Annotated in this window: 18 protein-coding genes; 14 read left to right on the top strand and 4 right to left on the bottom strand. The window is 67.8% G+C overall.

All coding sequences use genetic code 11. The features are described from left to right. Positions 1 to 18 precede the first annotated feature (18 nt). The 3 genes from gatB to gatC all read right to left on the bottom strand — a co-directional run bounded on the left by gatB (position 19) and on the right by gatC (position 3,352). On the bottom strand, positions 19 to 1,500 hold the full coding sequence (gatB, locus tag PA01_08155) for an Asp-tRNA(Asn)/Glu-tRNA(Gln) amidotransferase subunit GatB (protein KON81575.1): 1,482 nt from the start codon (positions 1,498 to 1,500) through the stop codon (positions 19 to 21). A 16-nt stretch (positions 1,501 to 1,516) separates the two neighbouring features. Next, positions 1,517 to 2,989, bottom strand: coding sequence for an Asp-tRNA(Asn)/Glu-tRNA(Gln) amidotransferase subunit GatA (gene gatA, locus PA01_08150; GenBank protein KON81574.1), 1,473 nt, complete (start codon positions 2,987 to 2,989; stop codon positions 1,517 to 1,519). Positions 2,990 to 3,064: 75 nt separating this feature from the next. Next, positions 3,065 to 3,352 (bottom strand): Asp-tRNA(Asn)/Glu-tRNA(Gln) amidotransferase subunit GatC, encoded by a 288-nt coding sequence (gene gatC / locus PA01_08145; GenBank protein KON81573.1) that lies wholly within the window; start codon positions 3,350 to 3,352, stop codon positions 3,065 to 3,067. A 109-nt stretch (positions 3,353 to 3,461) separates the two neighbouring features. Here gatC and PA01_08140 point away from each other — a divergent pair, with 109 nt between their 5' ends. From PA01_08140 to lipA, 11 genes are all read left to right on the top strand, one after another. After that, complete coding sequence (locus PA01_08140; protein ID KON81572.1) at positions 3,462 to 4,505, top strand: rod shape-determining protein; 1,044 nt, start codon at positions 3,462 to 3,464, stop codon at positions 4,503 to 4,505. A 57-nt stretch (positions 4,506 to 4,562) separates the two neighbouring features. After that, entirely contained in the window at positions 4,563 to 5,459 is an 897-nt protein-coding gene (mreC, locus tag PA01_08135) for a rod shape-determining protein MreC (GenBank protein KON81571.1), read from the top strand. Between the two features lie 2 nt (positions 5,460 to 5,461). After that, entirely contained in the window at positions 5,462 to 5,983 is a 522-nt protein-coding gene (mreD, locus tag PA01_08130) for a rod shape-determining protein MreD (protein ID KON81570.1), read from the top strand. Between the two features lie 2 nt (positions 5,984 to 5,985). Then, positions 5,986 to 7,911: a penicillin-binding protein 2 gene (gene mrdA, locus PA01_08125; protein KON81569.1), complete on the top strand. Its 1,926-nt coding sequence runs from the start codon at positions 5,986 to 5,988 to the stop codon at positions 7,909 to 7,911. Then, positions 7,908 to 9,050 carry a rod shape-determining protein RodA gene (gene rodA / locus PA01_08120; GenBank protein ID KON81568.1) on the top strand — a complete coding sequence of 381 codons (1,143 nt, stop codon included), beginning with the start codon at positions 7,908 to 7,910 and terminating at the stop codon, positions 9,048 to 9,050. Before mrdA ends, rodA begins: the two co-directional genes overlap by 4 nt. A 19-nt stretch (positions 9,051 to 9,069) precedes the next feature. Then, complete coding sequence (locus PA01_08115) at positions 9,070 to 9,972, top strand: septal ring lytic transglycosylase RlpA family protein (protein ID KON82388.2); 903 nt, start codon at positions 9,070 to 9,072, stop codon at positions 9,970 to 9,972. 111 nt (positions 9,973 to 10,083) lie between these two features. Next, positions 10,084 to 11,211 (top strand): D-alanyl-D-alanine carboxypeptidase, encoded by a 1,128-nt coding sequence (locus PA01_08110; protein KON81567.1) that lies wholly within the window; start codon positions 10,084 to 10,086, stop codon positions 11,209 to 11,211. 31 nt (positions 11,212 to 11,242) lie between these two features. Further along, complete coding sequence (locus PA01_08105) at positions 11,243 to 12,100, top strand: D-amino acid aminotransferase (protein KON81566.1); 858 nt, start codon at positions 11,243 to 11,245, stop codon at positions 12,098 to 12,100. Next, a complete protein-coding gene (locus PA01_08100) occupies positions 12,093 to 12,365 on the top strand; it encodes a DUF493 domain-containing protein (GenBank protein ID KON81565.1) in 273 nt (90 codons plus the stop codon). Before PA01_08105 ends, PA01_08100 begins: the two co-directional genes overlap by 8 nt. After that, positions 12,366 to 13,061, top strand: a complete 696-nt coding sequence (lipB, locus tag PA01_08095; GenBank protein ID KON82387.2) for a lipoyl(octanoyl) transferase LipB — start codon at positions 12,366 to 12,368, stop codon at positions 13,059 to 13,061. A gap of 46 nt (positions 13,062 to 13,107) precedes the next feature. Next, the gene (lipA, locus tag PA01_08090; GenBank protein ID KON81564.1) at positions 13,108 to 14,055 is read left to right on the top strand and encodes a lipoyl synthase; all 948 of its coding nucleotides are present in this window, start codon (positions 13,108 to 13,110) and stop codon (positions 14,053 to 14,055) included. 83 nt (positions 14,056 to 14,138) lie between these two features. On the opposite strand, the gene dksA is transcribed toward lipA, so the two are convergent. Then, positions 14,139 to 14,567, bottom strand: coding sequence for an RNA polymerase-binding protein DksA (dksA, locus tag PA01_08085; GenBank protein KON81563.1), 429 nt, complete (start codon positions 14,565 to 14,567; stop codon positions 14,139 to 14,141). A 293-nt stretch (positions 14,568 to 14,860) separates the two neighbouring features. Here dksA and PA01_08080 point away from each other — a divergent pair, with 293 nt between their 5' ends. The 3 genes from PA01_08080 to nrfD all read left to right on the top strand — a co-directional run bounded on the left by PA01_08080 (position 14,861) and on the right by nrfD (position 18,842). Continuing rightward, positions 14,861 to 16,843, top strand: coding sequence for a UvrD-helicase domain-containing protein (locus PA01_08080; protein ID KON81562.1), 1,983 nt, complete (start codon positions 14,861 to 14,863; stop codon positions 16,841 to 16,843). 150 nt (positions 16,844 to 16,993) lie between these two features. Further along, the gene (locus tag PA01_08075) at positions 16,994 to 17,734 is read left to right on the top strand and encodes a 4Fe-4S dicluster domain-containing protein (GenBank protein ID KON81561.1); all 741 of its coding nucleotides are present in this window, start codon (positions 16,994 to 16,996) and stop codon (positions 17,732 to 17,734) included. A gap of 19 nt (positions 17,735 to 17,753) precedes the next feature. Beyond that, positions 17,754 to 18,842: a polysulfide reductase NrfD gene (gene nrfD / locus PA01_08070; GenBank protein ID KON81560.1), complete on the top strand. Its 1,089-nt coding sequence runs from the start codon at positions 17,754 to 17,756 to the stop codon at positions 18,840 to 18,842. Positions 18,843 to 18,859 lie beyond the last annotated feature (17 nt).

Genomic DNA, 18,859 nt, shown 5'->3' with positions numbered 1-18,859 from the left:
CGCGCGCGTTTGGGCGGCTCAGGCTTCGAGCTTGCGCTTGAGCATCTCGTTGACCTGCGCGGGGTTCGCCTTGCCGCGGCTCGCTTTCATGACCTGGCCGACGAGCGCGTTGAACGCCTTGTCCTTGCCGGCGCGGAATTCGTCGACGGACTTCTGGTTCGCGGCGAGCACTTCATCGATGATCGGTTCGAGCGCGCTGCTGTCGTTCACCTGGCGCAGGCCCTGCGCTTCGATGATGCGATCGGCGGCGTCCGCACCGCTGCCGCCTTCGCCGTTCCACAGCGCGGCGAACACCTTGCGCGCGATGTTGTTCGAAATCGTGCCGTCGGCGATGCGCTGCACGAGACCCGCGAGCTGCGCGGGGGCGACCGGCGAGTCGCCGATGTCGCGTTCGGCGCGGTTGAGCTGCGCGGCCAGTTCGCCCATGACCCAGTTGGCACCGAGCTTCGGCACCTGGCTGCCCGGTTTCGCGTCGGCCGCAGCGAGCATCGCCTGGTAGTACGCGGCGATTTCCTTCGACGCGGTGAGGCTCGCCGCGTCGTACGCGGACAGGCCGTAGTCGGCGACGAGCCGCGCCTTCATCGCGCCCGGCAGCTCCGGCATTTCGCTGCGCACCCGGGCGATCCATTCCGGCGAGATCACCAGCGGCAGCAGGTCGGGGTCGGGGAAGTAGCGGTAATCGTGCGCGTCTTCCTTCGAGCGCATCACGCGCGTCTCGCCGCTGTCGGGGTCGAACAGCACCGTCGCCTGCTGGATCGTGCCGCCGTCCTCGAGCGTGTCGATCTGCCACTGCACTTCGAAGTCGATCGCCTGCTGCAGGAAGCGGAACGAGTTCAGGTTCTTGATCTCGCGCCGCGTACCGAGCGGCCCGCCGGGGCGGCGCACCGAGACGTTCGCGTCGCAGCGGAACGAGCCTTCCTGCATGTTGCCGTCGCAGATGTCGATCCAGCGCACCAGCGCGTGCAGCGCACGCGCGTACGCGACCGCCTCATTGGAGGAGCGCATGTCGGGTTCGGAGACGATTTCGAGCAGCGGCGTGCCGGCGCGGTTCAGGTCGATGCCGCTCATGCCGTGGAAGTCTTCGTGCAGCGACTTGCCGGCGTCTTCCTCGAGGTGCGCGCGCGTCAGCTGCACGGTCTTCTCGTACGCGTTGTCACCGTCGCCGACGCGGATCGTGATCGCGCCGCCCTGCACGACCGGCAGCTCGAACTGGCTGATCTGGTAGCCTTTCGGCAGATCCGGGTAGAAGTAGTTCTTGCGCGCAAAAACGCTTTTCGGCGCGACCGTCGCGCCGATCGCGACGCCGAAGCGGATCGCCCGCTCGACCGCGCCGCGGTTCAGGACCGGCAGCACGCCCGGCAGCGCGATGTCGACGGCGCTCGCCTGCACGTTCGGCGCGGCGCCGAACGCGGTCGAGGCGGCGGAAAAGATTTTCGACGCGGTGTTCAGCTGGGCATGGACTTCCAGTCCGATGACCACTTCCCAGTCGTTTCTGCTCATGATGTCAAACTCTCGTTCACGCGGCGATCGCCGGCCGGCGCAAGTGCCAGTCGCTCGCCTGCTGGAAGCGGTGCGCGGCGTTCAAGAGGCGCGCTTCGGAAAAATAGTCGCCGACGAGCTGCAGGCCGACCGGCAGCTCGCCCGCGCCGAAGCCGCACGGGTGCGACAGGCCCGGCAGGCCGGCGAGGTTCACCGCGATCGTGTAGATATCCGACAGGTACATCTGCACCGGATCGTCGGACTTCTCGCCGATCGCCCATGCGGTCGTCGGGCTCGTCGGCCCGGCGATGACGTCGCAGTCCGCGAGCGCAGCCTGGAAATCCTGCGCGATCAGGCGGCGCAGCTTTTGCGCCTGCAGGTAGTACGCGTCGTAGTAGCCGTGCGACAGCACGTACGTGCCGACGAGGATGCGCCGCTTGACTTCGGCGCCGAAGCCTTCGGCGCGGCTTTTCGAATACATCTCGGCAAGGTTGCGGTATTCGGCTGCGCGGTGGCCGTAGCGCACGCCGTCGAAGCGCGACAGGTTGCTCGACGCTTCGGCCGGCGCGATCACGTAATAAGCGGGGATCGCGAGCTGCGCGTTCGGCAGGCTCACGTCCACCGTCGTCGCGCCGAGCGCGCGGTAGGCGTCGAGCGCCGCGTCGACCGCGGCGCGCACGTCGTCGGCCATGCCGGCGCCGAAGAATTCCTTCGGCAGGCCGATGCGCAGGCCCGCGAGCGGGCGGGCAGCGGCTGCTGCGGCGAGCTCGCGCGAATAGTCTTCGGCAGGCCGTTCGAGGCTCGTCGAGTCGCGCGGATCGAAACCCGCCATCGCGGTCAGGAGCTGCGCGCAGTCGGCCGCGGACGCGCCGAAAGCGCCGCCCTGGTCGAGCGAGCTCGCGTACGCGATCATGCCGTAGCGGCTGACGACGCCGTAAGTCGGCTTGATGCCGGTGACGCCGGTCAGCGCCGCTGGCTGGCGCACCGAGCCGCCGGTGTCGGTGCCGGTCGCGATCGGCACGAGGCGCGCGGCGACTGCGGCGGCCGAGCCGCCCGACGAGCCGCCCGGAATGCGGCTCGTGTCCCACGGGTTCTTGGCCGGGCCGAAGTGGGAGTTCTCGTTCGACGAGCCCATCGCGAACTCGTCCATGTTCGTCTTGCCGAGGCTGACGGCGCCGGCGGTTTTCAGCAGGCTGACGACGTGCGCGTCGTACGGGCTGACGAAGTTCGCGAGCATTTTCGAGCCGCAGGTCGTCAGCACGCCTGCCGTGCAGAACACGTCCTTGTGCGCGAGCGGGATGCCGGTGAGCGGGCCGGCATCGCCCGCGGCGATGCGCGCATCGGCGGCGCGGGCGGCGTCGAGCGCGCCGTCGCGGTCGACGGTGATGAAAGCGTTGAGGCGCGGATCGAGCCGCACGATGCGGTCGAGGAAGAGCGTCGCGAGTTCGACGCTCGAGATTTTTCCGGCGTCGAGCGCGGCGCGCAGTTCGGTGAGGCTGGCGTTGATCATATGTCGTGGGAGCGCCGCACAGCCGGGACGAAAATGCTTCGTGCGATCCGTGCCGCTGCCGGCGCCCGCGCTTCCTTACTCGATGACTTTGGGAACGAGATACAGTCCGGCTTCGGTCTGCGGGGCGATGCGCTGGAACGCTTCGCGGCGATCGGGCTCGGTCGCGACGTCGAGGCGCAGGCGCTGTGCGACGTCCTGCGGGTGGCTCATCGGCTCGACCCCGGCGGTGTCGACGGCCTGCATCTGCTCGATCAGGCCGAAAATGCCGTTCAGCTTGCCGCGGGTCGCTTCGGCGTCGGCGTCGGAGAGCTCGATCCGGGCGAGCGTGGCGATGCGCCGGACCTGTTCAGTGGAGAGCGACATGAGGTAACAAAACCTGCTTAAGCCACAAAGGTTTGTAGGTTATCATATTCGTTTGCCGCCTGTTCTGGCCGGTACATCTGCCCCGTCTTCATTGGTCTCGGAATTGTCCATGTTTGGTTTCCTGCGTTCCTATTTTTCCAACGATCTGGCGATCGACCTCGGCACTGCCAACACGCTGATCTACGTGCGGGGCAAAGGCATCGTGCTCGACGAGCCGTCGGTGGTCGCGATCCGCACCGAAGGCGGGCCGAACGCGAAGCGCACGATCCAGGCCGTCGGACACGCAGCGAAACAGATGCTCGGCAAGACGCCGGGCAACATCACCGCGATCCGGCCGATGAAAGATGGCGTGATCGCGGACTTCGTCGTCACCGAGCAGATGATCAAGCAGTTCATCAAGAAGGTGCACGACTCGCGGATGTTCTCGCCGTCGCCGCGCATCATCGTCTGCGTCCCGTGCGGCTCGACCCAAGTCGAGCGGCGCGCGATCCGCGACGCCGCGCTCGCGGCCGGCGCGAGCCAGGTGTACCTGATCGAGGAGCCGATGGCGGCGGCGATCGGCGCGGGGCTGCCGGTGTCGGACGCGACCGGTTCGATGGTCGTCGATATCGGCGGCGGCACCACCGAAGTCGGCGTGATCTCGCTCGGCGGCATGGTGTATGCGGGGTCGGTGCGCGTCGGCGGCGACAAGTTCGACGACTCGATCGTCAATTACATCCGCCGCAACTACGGCATGCTGATCGGCGACACGACCGCGGAGAACATCAAGAAGGGCATCGGCTCCGCTTTTCCGGGCTCCGAAGTGCGCGAGATGGAAGTCAAGGGCCGCAACCTCGCCGAAGGCATTCCCCGCAGCTTCACGATCTCGAGCAACGAGATCCTCGAAGCGCTGACCGAGCCGCTGAACCAGATCGTCTCGGCAGTGAAGATCGCGCTCGAACAGACGCCGCCCGAACTGGGCGCCGACATCGCCGACCGCGGCATGGTGCTGACCGGCGGCGGCGCGCTGCTGCGCGACCTCGACCGGCTGCTGATGGAAGAAACCGGCCTGCCGGTGATCGTCGCCGACGAGCCGTTGACATGCGTCGCGCGCGGCTGCGGCATGGCGCTCGAGAAAATGGACAAGCTTGGTTCCATCTTCGCTTCGGAATAAGGCGAGTCCCGGGCGGCGGCGCCTGCCGCGCGCTGCTCGCCCCGCCTAGTCGCCGCGATGTCGCTGGCCGGCCATCAGTCTCCGCCCGTTTTCAAGCAAGGTCCGACGCCGCTCGTGCGGTTGCTCGTGCTCGTCTCGGTGTGCCTGGCGATGCTGGTCGCGGACCTGCGGTTCCGTTACCTCGAAGTGGTGCGCCAGGGGCTGTCGGTCGCGACCTGGCCGCTGCAGATGGCGGCGGCCGCACCGGTCGATTTCGTCCGTAACGCGGCAGTCTATTTCGCGACCCTCGTCGAAGTGCAGCACGACAACGCCGAGCTGCGGCGCAGCCAGCTCGATGCGGCGCAGCGGCTGCTGCGCTTCGAGCAGCTCGAACGCGACAACGCGCAGCTGCGGGAACTGCTGCAGATGGCGCCGGCGCCGGGCGTGCGCAGCGTCGCCGCCGAAGTGCTCTACGACGGGCCCGACCCGTTCTCGCGCAAGGTGATCCTCGACCGCGGCAGCCAGCACGGCGTCGCGGCCGGAATGGCGGTCGTCAACGCGCAGGGCATGATCGGGCAGGTCACGCGCGTGTATCCGGTGCAGGCGGAAGTCACGCTGCTGACCGACAAGGACCAGGCCGTGCCGGTGCAGGTCGCGCGCAACGGGCTGCGCGGCGTGCTGTTCGGCGCAGGCCAGGGACGCATGGAGCTGCGCTTCACGCTGTCCGGAGTCGATGTGCTCGTCGGCGACCGGCTGGAAACGTCGGGCCTCGACGGCATTTTCCTCGCCGGACTGCCGGTGGCCGAAGTCGTCAGCGTCGACCACGAGGCGCAGACGTTTGCCGTCGTGCTGTGCGATCCGGTCGCCGCGGTCGAGCGCACGACGCAGGTGCTGGTGCTCGGACGGGCCGAAGCTCCGCCGCCGCGCCCGCAGCCCGACGCTGCGCCGCTGCGGCGCACCGAGCGGAAAGGATAGTCGTGCAGCCGACCCATCGATCGAGTCGCATCCTGCAGCCGGCGAAGAACTGGTTCGTGTTCCTGAGCCTGTTCGTCGCGCTCGGCCTGGCGTACATCCCGACCGGCCGGCTCCCCGGCGTGCCCGACTGGGTGCCGCTGGTGCTGGCTTTCTGGTGCATCCGCGAGCCGCGGCGCGTCGGCATGGGGACGGCTTTCGTGTTCGGCCTGCTGGTCGATATCGGGCAGGGCGCGGCGATGGGGCAGCACGCGCTCGCGTATGTCGTGCTCGCCTACCTCGCGACGTCCATCGCGCGTCGCGTGCTGTGGTTTCCGCCGTTGCAGCAGGCGCTGCACATCCTGCCGATGTTGTTCCTAACGCAGCTCATCATGGTGCTGGTGCGGCTCGTCGCCGGCGCCGAATTTCCCGGCTGGGGGTATTTCCTGTCGAGCTTCACGAGCGCCGCGTTGTGGCTTCCGCTGCACTTCCTGCTGTTGCTGCCGCAGTATCGGCCGGTGGACCGGGACGATAACCGGCCGATCTGACGATGACCGAATTTCGCACTCCCGAGGAGGAACTGGGGCGTTTTCGCCGCCGCGTGCTGGTCGCGGGCATCGTCGCGCTGGTGTGCTTCGGTCTGCTCGCGGCGCGCTTCTATTACCTCCAGGTCGTTCGCCACGAGTACTTCCACACCCGCGCCGAGGACAACCGCATCGGCCTCGTGCCGATCGTGCCGACGCGCGGCGCGATCCTCGACCGCAACGGCGTGACGCTGGCGCGCAACTTCGCCGCCTACACGCTCGAGATCACGCCGTCGCAGGTCGCCGACCTCGACGAGACGATCGACGCGTTGAGCGAAATCGTGACGATTGACGCGCGCGACCGGCGGCGCTTTCGCAAGCTGCTCGAGGAGAGCCGCAACTTCGAGAGCGTGCCGATCCGCACGCGCCTCGACGACGCCGAAGTCGCGCGTTTCGTCGCCCGGCGCTACCGCTTTCCCGGCGTCGAAGTCCAGGCGCGCCTGTTCCGTGACTACCCTCACGGCGAAGTCGCTTCGCACGTCATCGGCTACATCGGGCGGATCAATCTGCGCGACCAGGAGCGCATCGAGGAACGCGGCGACACCGCGAACTATCGTGGCTCGGACCACATCGGCAAGAGCGGGCTGGAGCTCAGCTACGAGGCGGAACTGCATGGCGTGACCGGCGTCGAGCAGGTCGAGGTGAACGCCGGCGGACGCGCGGTGCGGGTGATCTCGCGCACGCCGGCGGCGACGGGCAGCGATCTCGAGCTGACGCTCGACATCGAGCTGCAGAAAGTCGCCGAAGCCGCGTTCGGCGACCGTCGCGGCGCGCTCGTCGCGATCGACCCGCGCACCGGCGGCGTGCTGGCGCTGGCGTCGAAACCGACCTTCGACCCGAACCTGTTCGTCGACGGCATCTCGACTGCCGACTGGAACGAGCTCAACGACTCGCCGGACCACCCGCTGCTCAACCGCGCGATCTTCAGCGCCTATCCGCCCGGCTCGACGTTCAAGCCGTTCATGGCGCTCGCTGCGCTGACGACCGGCAAGCGCAGCGCGAACCAGGCGATCGCCGATCCGGGCTACTTCAGCTTCGCCGGGCATCGCTTCATGGACGACAAGGTCGGCGGTCACGGCACGGTCGACCTGCACAAGTCGATCGTCGTGTCGTGCAACACCTATTACTACCAGCTCGCGAACGATCTGGGCATCGAAGGGATCGCCGGCTTCATGGCGCCGCTCGGCTTCGGTGCGCGCACCGGCATCGACATTCCCGGCGAAGCCGAAGGCGTGCTGCCGTCGCCGGCGTGGAAGCGCGGCCGCTTCAAGAAGCCCGAGCAGCAGCGCTGGTACGGCGGCGAGACGATCTCGGTCGGCATCGGCCAGGGGTACAACGCCTACACGCCGGTACAGCTCGCGAACGCGCTGGCGACGATCGTCAACGGCGGCAAGGTGTTCCGGCCGCATGTCGTGCGCCACGTCATCGATACGGCGAGCGGCGAGCGGCGCGCGATCCAGCCCGAGCCGATCCGCCAGCTCGCGATCAAGCCGGCGCATCTGGCCGCGGTGCGCGACGCGATGGTCGACGTCAACAAGTCCGGGACCGGCGCGCGAGCTTTCGCCGGCGCGCCGTACAGCGCCGGCGGCAAGACCGGCACGGCGCAAGTGTATTCGCTGAAAGGGTCGAAATACGTCGCCGGCCGGGTGCGCGAGCGGCTGCGCGACCACTCGTGGTTCATCGCGTACGCGCCGGCGGAGAACCCGACGATCGCGCTCGCAGTGCTGGTCGAGAACGGCGGGTTCGGCGCGCAGTCGGCCGCGCCGATCGCCCGCCAGGTCATCGACTATCACCTGCTCGGTGCGCGTCTCGACGCCCCCGCGCGCGAAGACGCCGGCGCCGCGGAGGCCGAGGACGACTCCCACGCCGGGCACGACGAGGCGACGCCGTGACCGAACAGCGCTTCAGCCCGCTGCGTCTGCTCGTCGCCGCGATCCGGCCGATCGACCCGCTCCTGTTCGGCCTGCTCGCGGTGCTCCTCGGCTACGCGTTCGGGCTGATGCACAGCGCTTCGCCGGAGCGCATCGCGTCGCTGCTGGTCAATTCCGGCGTCGCCGTCGCGGCGATGTGGCTCGCCGCGCGCCTGTCGCCGCAACGGCTGCTGTCGCTGGCGCTGCCGCTGTACGCCGGGGGCGTGCTGTTGCTCGTCGCCGTCGACCTGTTCGGCGAGACGTCCAAAGGCGCGACGCGCTGGCTCGACATCGGCGTCACGCGCATCCAGCCGTCCGAGATCATGAAGATCGCGATGCCGCTGATGCTGGCGTGGTATTTCCAGCAGCGCGAGGGGCACATCCGGCTGCGCGAGTTCGTCGTCGCCGGGGCGCTGCTCGCAGTGCCGGTCGCGCTGATCCTGGTCCAGCCGGACCTCGGCACGAGCCTGCTCGTCGCCGCTGCCGGCTTCTACGTGATCTATTTCGCCGGCCTGTCGTGGAAGCTGATCGTGCCGGTCGCGCTGGTCGGCATCGTCGGCATCGGCGCGATCGTCGGCTTCGGCGACCAGCTGTGCCAGCCCGGCGTCGACTGGCAGATGCTGCGCGAATACCAGAAGCATCGCGTATGCACGCTGCTCGATCCGACCCAGGATCCGCTCGGTCGCGGTTTTCACATCATCCAGTCGACGATCGCGATCGGCTCGGGTGGCGTGCTCGGCAAAGGCTGGACCGAAGGCACGCAGACGCATCTCGCGTTCCTCCCCGAGCGCCACACCGATTTCATCTTCTCGGTGCTCGCCGAGGAGTTCGGCCTGCTCGGCGCGCTGGTGCTCCTGGCGACCTATCTCTTGCTGCTGCTGCGCGGCTTCTTCATCGCGGCGCACGCGCCTTCGCTGGCGACGCGCCTGCTGGCCGGTTCGATCACGATGATCTTCTTCACCTATGCTTTCGTGAACATGGGCATGGTCAGCGGCATCCTGCCGGTCGTGGGCGTGCCGTTGCCGTTCATCAGTTACGGCGGCACTGCCTTGGTGACCTTGTGCCTCGGCGTCGGTATCCTCATGAGCATCCAGCGCAGCCGTGTGCTCGCGAAAAGTTGAAAGAAGAAGAGGAATTCGAGTGCGTTCGAACGATTGCGATCCGATGACTGCGGCCGGCGTCCGCTCGCTGGTGCTCGCGCTGGCGCTCGCCGGGGCGTTCGCGGCGGGCCTGTCCGGCTGCGGCTCGACTCCGTCGCGCGACACGACGATGCAGGCGCCCGAGGGCGCCGGCCGGGCCGCGCGGCGCGGCGGATACTACAAGGACGACGGCCCCGGCACCGACATTCCGGCGGACCTCGACGCCATCGCGGACGCCGAACCGCGCCTCGAGCCGCTGCACCGTTTCGCCAACCGGCCGTACACGGTGTTCGGCCAGCAGTACGTTCCCGCGACCGCGCTGAGGGCGTTTCGCCAGCGCGGGCGCGCGAGCTGGTACGGCCGGCGCTTCCACGGCAAGCCGACGTCGAGCGGCGAACCCTACGACATGTACGCGATGACGGCGGCGCACCCGACGCTGCCAATCCCGAGCTATGCGCGCGTGACGAATCCGGCGAACGGCCGCGCGATCGTCGTCCGCATCAACGATCGGGGCCCGTTCCACAAGGACCGCATCATCGACCTCTCGTATGCCGGCGCGCATCGGCTCGGCTACGTGAATGCCGGCAGCGCGCCGGTCGAAGTCGAGACGATCCTGCCGCACGAGATCGCGCTGCGCGCACCCTCGCAGCCCGCGCAGGGATTGAGGGTGGGGCGCGGCGTGTTCCTTCAGCTCGGCACGTTTTCGTCGGCCGCGAAGGCCGAAGGGTTGCGCGCGCGGGTGCGCGACGAGTTCGAAACGCTCGCCGACCGCGTCGAACTCCATGAAGACGGCAGCCGCTATCGCGTGCAGCTCGGGCCGTTCGCGTCCGCCGCCGAAGCCCGCGATGAAGCCGGCCGCCTCGCGGCCGCGCTGGACATCCGCCCGTTTGTTGTTACACGCTGAAACATGATCACCCGCGCGGCATCGGATCCGCGCCGGCTTTGCCCGTTCGACCCACTATAATCGCAGGCTCCGCTGTCCCTTCCTCACCTTCCGGTTCTCGATCAGGTCCTCATGCGTTTATTCATTGTCCTGCTTCTCGCGTTGCTCGCCTTTCCCGCTTCAGCCCAGAATGTCCCCGCGCCGACGCTGGCCGCCAAAGCCTGGCTGCTGATGGATCACGCCACCGGGCAGGTGCTCGCGGCGCAGGAACCGGATGCACGCATCGAGCCGGCTTCGCTGACGAAGCTGATGACCGCTTACCTGACGTTCGCAGCGCTGAAGAACGGCACGATCACGCTCGATCAGGTCGTGCCGGTGTCGAACAAAGCGTGGCGCAGCGAAGGCTCGCGGATGTTCATCGAACCGAACCGCCCCGTGACCGTCGGCGAGCTCACTGCGGGGATGATCATCCAGTCCGGCAACGACGCGTGCGTCGCGCTGGCCGAACTCCTCGCCGGTTCCGAGGAAGCGTTCGCGCACATGATGAACGCCGAAGCCAAGCGCCTCGGCATGAAGAACACAAACTTCACGAACTCGACCGGCCTGCCCGACCCGCAGCTCTACACGACCGCGCGCGACCTCGGGCTGCTCGCCGCGGCGATCGTGCGCGACTTCCCCGAGTATTACCGCTACTACTCGCAGAAAGAGTACACGTACAACAAGATCACCCAGCCGAACCGCAACCGCCTGCTGTGGCTGGACACGACCGTCGACGGCCTGAAGACCGGCCACACCAGCAGCGCCGGCTACTGCCTGATCTCGTCGGCGCAGCGCGGTCCGCGCCGGCTGATCTCGGTCGTGCTCGGCACCGATTCGGACACGATCCGCGCGCAGGAGTCGCTGAAACTGCTGAACTACGGCTTCCAGTTCCACGACACCGTCAAGCTCTATTCGGCTGCCCAGGAACTGTCGCGCTTCCAGGTGTGGAAAGGCCAGGCGGACGACGTCGCGGTCGGCTTCCTCGGCGACTTCGTGATGTCGCTGCCGAAAGGGCAGTCGGAGAAAATCGAGGCCTCGCTCGTCAGCCAGCAGCCGGTCATCGCGCCGATCCAGAAAGGCCAGCCGATCGGCACGTTGCGCCTGACGCTCGACGGCAAGCCGCTCGGCGAACACGCGGTCGTCGCGCTGCAGGACGTGCCGGTGGCCGGCTTCTTCGGCCGCCTGTGGGACACGCTGCTGTTGTGGATCAAGAGCCTGTAACCGAGCCTGTAACGCCGATGCGGAGACGCCGATGAGCATCTGCTTTCTGAACGGCACGTTCCTGCCGCTCGCCGACGCGCGGATTTCGCCGCTCGACCGCGGCTTCCTGTTCGGCGACGGCGGCTACGAAGTGATCCCGGTGTATTCGCGCCGGCCGTTCCGTCTCGCGCAGCATCTCGAGCGGCTCGCCCATACGCTCGACGCGATCCGCCTGCCGAATCCGCACGCGCCGTCCGAATGGTCCGGGATCATCAACGAGATCGTCGCGCGCAACCCGTGGGAGGACCAGTCGGTCTATCTGCAGGTGTCGCGCGGTTGCGGCGACGGGCGCAACCACGCGTTCCCGGTGCCGATCCGGCCGACCGTGTTCCTGATGAGCGACGAGCTCGTCACGCCGCCGGCCGAGCAGCTCGCGCGCGGCGTGGCCGCAGTCAGCGCCGCCGATTTCCGCTGGCTGCGCTGCGACCTCAAGAGCACCGCGCTGCTCGCGAACTGCCTGCTGCGCCAGGGCGCGATCGACAGCGGCTGTGTCGAGACGGTGCTGTTTCGCGACGGCTTCCTCACCGAAGGGGCGGCGTCGAACATCGTCATCGTCAAGGACGGCACGATGCTCGCACCGCCGAAAAGCCATCTGATGCTGCCCGGCATCACGTACGACGTCGTGCTCGAGCTCGCGGCGCTCCACGGCCTGCCCTATCAGGTGCGCGAGATCCTCGAAGACGAGGTGCGCACTGCCGACGAAGTGTGGATGACGTCGTCGACGAAGGAAGTGCTCGCGATCACGACGCTCGACGGCGTCGCGGTCGGGAGCGGAACTCCCGGCCCGGTCGCGCGCCGAATGTACGACTGGTACCAGGACTTCAAGAACACGGTGATGCGCAGTGGCTGACGAAACCCGACCGACTCTCCTCGAATTCCCGTGCGACTTCCCGATCAAGATCATGGGCGCGCGAGTCGATGAATTCGCCCAGGCCGTCGTCGAAGTGGTGCTGCGCCACGCGCCGGACTTCGATGCCAGCCTGGTCGAGATGCGCCCGTCGCGCAAAGGCAATTACCTCGCGCTGACCTGCACGATCCGCGCGGTGTCGCAGCCGCAGCTCGACGCGCTGTATCGCGAACTGACCGCGCACCCGCTCGTGAAGGTGGTGCTCTAGATGATCGCCGGCAGCGAGCTGGCGGGCGTTGCGGCACAGGCATCGCAGCCTGCCGGCGCTCCGGCGCTGATCGTCCGCCGCCTCGGCTGCGTCGAGTACGAACCCACGTGGCACGCGATGCGCGCCTTCACCGACGCCCGCAGCGCCGGCACGCCGGACGAGATCTGGCTGCTCGAACATCCGCCGGTGTACACGCTCGGCCAGGCGGGCCGGCCGGAACACCTGCTGCGTGACGTCGGCATCCCGCTCGTCAAAATCGACCGCGGCGGGCAGATCACGTATCACGGCCCCGGCCAGCTCGTCGCGTATCTGCTGATCGACCTGCACCGCCGCTGCCTCAAGGTGCGCGAGCTGGTGACGCTGATGGAACAGGCCGTCATCGACTGCCTCGCCGGCTACGGCCTCGGCGCCGAGCGCAAGGCCGGCGCACCGGGCGTCTATGTCGACGGCGCGAAGATCGGCGCGCTCGGGCTGCGCGTGCGCAACGGGCGCAGCTATCACGGCCTGGCGGTGAACGTCGACGTCGATCTGGCGCCGTTCTCGTCGATCAACCCCTGTGGTTACGAAGGCCTCCGGACAGTGCGGATGAAGGACTTCGGCATCACCGACGACGTCGCGAATGTTGGCGAGCACCTGCTCGCCGCCCTGCAGCGCCTGCTGCCACCGGTGTACCCCGCCGACCGGCCGCCGGCCTGAACCCTGAACGGCTTACCCGCCCCGACCCACAACACGAGAGACCCGCATGGACAGCACGGCACGCAAGCAGCGCGGCGCAGACAAGACCGCGCGCATCCCGATCAAGATCGTCCCCGCCGAGCGCCTGAAAAAGCCCGACTGGATCCGCATCCGGCTCGGCGCCGGCCACGAAGCCGAGCGCTTCAACGAAATCAAGACGAGCCTGCGCGAGCACAAGCTGCACACCGTGTGCGAGGAAGCGTCGTGCCCGAACATCCACGAATGCTTCGGCAAAGGCACTGCAACGTTCATGATCATGGGCGACATCTGCACGCGCCGCTGTCCGTTCTGCGACGTCGGCCACGGCCGGCCCGAGCCGCTGAACGCGAACGAGCCGGCCGAACTCGCGGCGACGATCGCGGCGATGCGGCTCAATTACGTCGTCATCACCAGCGTCGACCGCGACGACTTGCGCGACGGCGGCGCGCAGCATTTCGTCGACTGCATCCGCGAGACGCGCGCGGCCGCACCGAAGACGCGCATCGAAGTGCTCGTGCCGGACTTCCGCGGCCGCCTCGAGATCGCGCTCGAGATTTTCGACCGGGCGCCGCCCGATGTCATGAACCACAATCTCGAGACGGTGCCGCGCCTCTACAAGCAGGCCCGCCCGGGCGCGGACTACGCGTATTCGTTGCGGCTGCTGAAGGAATTCAAGGCGCGCCACGCGGACGTGGCGACGAAGTCCGGCCTGATGGTCGGCCTTGGCGAGACCGACGAGGAGATCCTCGACGTGCTGCGCGACCTGCGCGCGCACGACGTCGAGATGCTGACGATCGGCCAGTATCTGCAGCCTTCGACCGGCCACCTGCCGGTGCTGCGCTACGTGCATCCGGACACGTTCAAAATGTTCGAGCGCGAGGCGCTCGCGATGGGCTTCAGGAACGCCGCGTGCGGGCCGATGGTGCGCTCGAGCTACTGGGCCGACCAACAGGCGCACGGCGCCGGCGTCGTGTAAGCGGAATCAGGCCGGCTCGCTCCGCGTTCGGGGAAACCCGGCGCGGCCGGCGTTTCGTTCGGAGACGCTTCCGTCAGCCGTGGTCAGCGGAACAGCCGCTCGGCCCGTTCGTGCCGCTCCTGCTCCTCGAGGCTCAGCGTCGCGGTCGGCCGCGCGAGCAGGCGGCCGATGCCGATCGGTTCGCCGGTCGCTTCGCAATAACCGTAAGTGCCGTCCTCGATGCGCCGCAGCGCCGCTTCGACTTTGTGCAGCAGCTTCAATTCGCGGTCGCGGATGCGTTGCTCGAGCACCTGCTCTTCTTCCTGCGTCGCGCGGTCGGCCTCGTCGGGTGTCGCGATCGTCTCGCGCAGATGCGAGCGCGTTTCCTCGCTGTTCTCGCGCAGTTCCGCCTGCAGCGCGAGCAGCCGCTCGCGGAAGAACTCGAGTTGCGCGGCGTTCATGTAGTCGTCGGCCGACATGCCGAGCAGCTCGGCTTCCGACAGGCGGCGCTTGCGGGGTGATGAATTGTTCATAAAGAGCTCTCCGTGTTACGTCCATGCCGGCCGGCAGGATTCGCAGGACGGCACTGCAAGGTTGCAAAATCGCTTCGATTCCCGGCATCGCGACTGCCCGAGCGGCGAATATTCCGATCAAACGGGAATCCCGTCGTTGGAGATCATCACGCGGCCCATTCTGAAAGCTTTCGCCGCCCTTGTCATCTGCGGGGCCAGCGCCGGAGCCGGGGGCGCCGGCCTGATCGGTTAGAATGCCGGCGTGCCGCGTGCCGGCGCCATCCTTTTGCCGCAGTCCTGCCCCCTCGACGCCCATGTCCGCTCATCTGAACACCCCGCAGCGCGACGCGATCCACTATCTCGACGGACCGAGCCTCGTGCTCGCCGGCGCGGGCAGCGGCAAGACGCGCGTCATCACGCACAAGATCGCGCACCTGCTCAACGCGTGCGGACTGAATCCCGCGAACATCGCCGCGATCACGTTCACGAACAAGGCGGCGAAAGAGATGCAGGAGCGCGTCGCCGGGCTGATGGGCGGGCGCGTGCCGGGCGGGCTGACGGTGTGCACGTTCCACGCCCTTGGCGTGAAGATCGTGCGCCAGGAAGCGAAGCACTGCGGGCTCAAGCCGCAGTTCTCGATCCTCGACGCGTCCGACACGGTGCAGATCGTCGCCGACATCACGCGCGACGCCGACAAGGCGCGCTCGAAAGCGATGCAGTGGCAGATCTCGGGCTGGAAGAACGCGATGGTGACGCCGGAGCAGGCCGCGCAGCTCGCCGACAACGAGCTCGCGTCGGCCGCGGCGCTGCTGTACGCCGAATACGAGCTCACGCTGCGCGCGTACCAGGCGGTCGATTTCGACGACCTGATCAGCCTGCCGGTGCGCCTCTTCGACGAACACCCGGAAGTGCGCGAGCGCTGGCAGAACAAGCTGCGCTATCTCCTCGTCGACGAATACCAGGACACGAACCGCGCGCAATACACGCTGCTGCGCCACCTCGCCGGCGTGCGCGGCGCGTTCACCGCGGTCGGCGACGACGACCAGGCGATCTACGCGTGGCGCGGCGCCGACGTCGAGAACCTGAAGCTCTTGCAGCAGGACTACCCGAAGCTCAAGGTCATCAAGCTCGAACAGAACTACCGCTCGTCGAAGCGCATCCTCACCGCCGCGAACACGCTGATCGCGAACAACGAGAAGCTGTTCGAAAAGCGGCTGTGGTCCGAACATGGCGCCGGCGACCAGGTCACGGTGACCGCGTGCCGCGACGCCGAGCACGAAGCCGAATGGGTCGCGTCGAAAATCAGCGCGCACAAGTTCGAGCACCGCACGAAGTTTTCCGACTACGCGGTGCTGTACCGCGGCAACCACCAGGCGCGGCTGATCGAGCAGCAGCTCCGCAACCAGAAAATCCCGTACGTGATCTCCGGCGGCCAGTCGTTCTTCGACAAGGCCGAGATCCGCGACCTGATCGCGTACCTGCGCCTCTTGATGAACGAGGACGACGACCTCGCGTTCATCCGCGCGATCACGACGCCGCGCCGCGGCATCGGCGCCGGCACGCTCGAAGCGCTCGGCAGCTATGCCGGGCGGCGCCATGTGAGCCTCTTCGCCGCGACGTTCGAGGAAGGCGCGGCGCACGCGCTATCCGCGCGCCAGCTCGAACAGGTGCAGGAGTTCGGCAACTTCATAAACCGCCAGCAGTACCGCGCGACGCGCGAGCCGGCGTCGCGCGTGCTCGAAGATCTGCTCGCGGCGATCCGCTACGAGGCCTGGCTGTTCGAGCATCTCGACCCGCGCGAGGCGGAGTCGAAATGGAGCAACGTGCGCGACTTCGTCGGCTGGCTCGGCAGGAAAGGCGACGAGGACGGCAAGAACCTCATCGAACTGACGCAGACGATCGCGTTGATCTCGATGCTCGACAAGAACGACAGCGAGTTCGACGGCGTGCAGCTCGCGACGCTGCACGCGTCGAAAGGGCTGGAGTTCAAGCACGTGTTCCTCGTCGGCGTCGAGGAAGGACTCTTGCCGCACCAGTCCTCGATCGACGAGGACAAGATCGAGGAGGAGCGCCGCCTGATGTACGTCGGCATCACGCGCGCGCAGAGGAGCCTCAACATCACGTGGTGCGAGCGGCGCAAGGCCGGCAAGGAAGCGCGCACCTGCGAGCCGTCGCGCTTCATCGAGGAGATGGGCGGCGACGTGAAAGTCAATGACCGCAAGTCGAACGCGCCGGTGTCGAAGGAAGAAGGCCGCGCGCGCATCGCGAACCTGATGGCGATGCTCGAAGGGCGCTGAAGTCATGACTTCGCCGCACCGCGGAAGCGCTTCGCGTGGGCCCCTGCAATAGGTAAATTCATCTAGGCGGCTCGCCGATACAGCCGATTCTCGCGGCATCGCCGGCAGCCTAAAGTGACAGCGACTCCCCCATTTGCCAGGAGCGTTGTCATGACACACCCCAAACCGCCCGCGATGTCGCAATCCCGACGGGCTTTCCTCCGCGGCATCCCGGTGCTGACCGCAGCAGCGGCGATCGCCCCGGCACCGGCGCTCGCCGCCGACGGCACACACCACTGGGCGATGCTCGTCGATGCGCGCAAATGCATCGGCTGCCAGGCCTGCACCGTATCGTGCATCCAGGAAAACGCGGTGCCCGAAGGCAGCTTCCGCACCGTCGTGTCGACGTACAGCGTCAAGCTCACCGACGCCGATCAGCCGGCGGGCACGTACATGCTGCCGCGCTTGTGCAACCACTGCGATGCGCCGCCGTGCGTGCCGGTGTGCCCGGTCGGCGCGACGTTCAAGCGCGACGACGGCATCGTCGTCGTCGACGGCGATCGCTGCGTCGGCTGCGCGTACTGCGTGCAGGCCTGCCCGTTCGATGCACGCTTCATTAATCACGAGACGAACAAGGCCGACAAATGCACGTTCTGCGCGCATCGCGTCGACGCCGGCCTGCTGCCCGCGTGCGTCGAGACGTGCGTCGGCGGCGCGCGCATCTTCGGCGACCTCAACGACCCGGACGGGGAACTGCGGCAGCGGCTCGACGCGGCGCAAGCCGACGTGAAAGTGCTCAAGCCCGAGCAGGGGACCGAGCCGCGCGTGTTCTACATCGGGCTCGACGAGCGCTTCCAGGGCAAGGTCGAAGGACAGGGCACGCTGTGGCAGCCGCGCAGGCGCCACGGCTGACGGCAACAGGAGACCGATCATGAATGCCGATATCGTCGAAACCGTCAACGTCGCGCGCGAAATCGCGTGGCTCCCATGGGCGGTGCAGTACTTCTTTCTCATCGGCCTGTCGTACGGCGCGTTCCTCGTGTCGCTGCCGGGCCTGGTGTTCCGGCGTGCCGGCTGGGAAGGCATCTCGCGTTTGGCGCTGCTCGCGGCGCTGGTGTGCGGCCTGACGGCGCCGGTCGCGCTGCTGGCCGACCTGCACCAGCCGGCGCGCTTCTGGCATTTCTATGCCTACTTCACGCCGACCTCGTGGATGTCGTGGGGCGCATTCTTCATCCCCGTCTATCTGACCGGGCTGATTCTGTACGCGTGGCTCGCCTACCGTCCGCTGCTCGTGCGCCACGCCGACGAGGGCGGCAAGCTCGCCAGCCTCGCGCGCCGCATCGCCTACGGCGGTCACGAAAGCCGCCACGCGCTCGTCGCCGCGGCGCTGCTCGCGTTCGTCGGCGCCGCGCTCGTCGCGCTCTACACCGGCGTCGAGGTGATGCTCGTGCGGGCGCGCCCGCTGTGGCACACGCCGCTGCTGCCGGTGCAGTTCTTCGTCACGGCACTCGCCGGCGGGCTCGGGCTGACGCTGCTGTTCAACTGCGCGCTGCCCGGCGGCGGCGAGCCGGGAGTGACGCGCCGCATGGCGACGGCGCTCGCCGCGACGCAGTTCGTCGCGCTCGCCGTCGGCGGCGTCTGGCTCGCGCTCGGGCTGAGCGGCGCCTCGCCGACCCATGCGCAGGCGCTCGCCGAACTCGCCCCGTCGGCGAACTGGCAGGTCAGCGCCGTCTGGGCGGTCGCCGCGACGGTCGTCACGCTGCTGCTTGCGTGGAAGCGCCCGGCGTCAGGCCTGCTGATCGGCCTGCTCGCGCTGCACTCGGCGTGGATGATGCGCTGGACGATTTTCATTGGCGGACAGGAAGTGCCGAAGACCGGCGCCGGCTACTACAGCTACCAGCTTCCGCTCGGTGCCGAAGGTCTGATGGGCATCGTCGGCACCGTCGGGCTGTGGATCTTTCTCTTCGTCGTGCTGACCACGCTGCTGCCGCTCGAGCGGCTCGGCAAGGCCGGCGCCTGATTCGAATCACGGGACAC

It is taken from the genome of Azoarcus sp. PA01 (assembly GCA_001274695.2).
Classification (GTDB): domain Bacteria; phylum Pseudomonadota; class Gammaproteobacteria; order Burkholderiales; family Rhodocyclaceae; genus Aromatoleum.
The sequence above is the reverse complement of the archived record's forward strand: the minus strand, read 5'-3'. Positions and strand labels throughout refer to the sequence as shown.

Excerpts from the sequence above, each read along its gene's own strand:
- gatB (KON81575.1), bottom strand. The coding sequence starts at position 1,500 with ATGAGCAGAAACGACTGGGAAGTGGTCATCGGACTGGAAGTCCATGCC.
- gatA (KON81574.1), bottom strand. The coding sequence starts at position 2,989 with ATGATCAACGCCAGCCTCACCGAACTGCGCGCCGCGCTCGACGCCGGA.
- gatC (KON81573.1), bottom strand. The coding sequence starts at position 3,352 with ATGTCGCTCTCCACTGAACAGGTCCGGCGCATCGCCACGCTCGCCCGG.
- PA01_08140 (KON81572.1), top strand. The coding sequence starts at position 3,462 with ATGTTTGGTTTCCTGCGTTCCTATTTTTCCAACGATCTGGCGATCGAC.
- mreC (KON81571.1), top strand. The coding sequence starts at position 4,563 with ATGTCGCTGGCCGGCCATCAGTCTCCGCCCGTTTTCAAGCAAGGTCCG.
- mrdA (KON81569.1), top strand. The coding sequence starts at position 5,986 with ATGACCGAATTTCGCACTCCCGAGGAGGAACTGGGGCGTTTTCGCCGC.
- PA01_08110 (KON81567.1), top strand. The coding sequence starts at position 10,084 with ATGCGTTTATTCATTGTCCTGCTTCTCGCGTTGCTCGCCTTTCCCGCT.
- PA01_08105 (KON81566.1), top strand. The coding sequence starts at position 11,243 with ATGAGCATCTGCTTTCTGAACGGCACGTTCCTGCCGCTCGCCGACGCG.
- lipB (KON82387.2), top strand. The coding sequence starts at position 12,366 with ATGATCGCCGGCAGCGAGCTGGCGGGCGTTGCGGCACAGGCATCGCAG.
- lipA (KON81564.1), top strand. The coding sequence starts at position 13,108 with ATGGACAGCACGGCACGCAAGCAGCGCGGCGCAGACAAGACCGCGCGC.
- dksA (KON81563.1), bottom strand. The coding sequence starts at position 14,567 with ATGAACAATTCATCACCCCGCAAGCGCCGCCTGTCGGAAGCCGAGCTG.
- PA01_08080 (KON81562.1), top strand. The coding sequence starts at position 14,861 with ATGTCCGCTCATCTGAACACCCCGCAGCGCGACGCGATCCACTATCTC.
- PA01_08075 (KON81561.1), top strand. The coding sequence starts at position 16,994 with ATGACACACCCCAAACCGCCCGCGATGTCGCAATCCCGACGGGCTTTC.
- nrfD (KON81560.1), top strand. The coding sequence starts at position 17,754 with ATGAATGCCGATATCGTCGAAACCGTCAACGTCGCGCGCGAAATCGCG.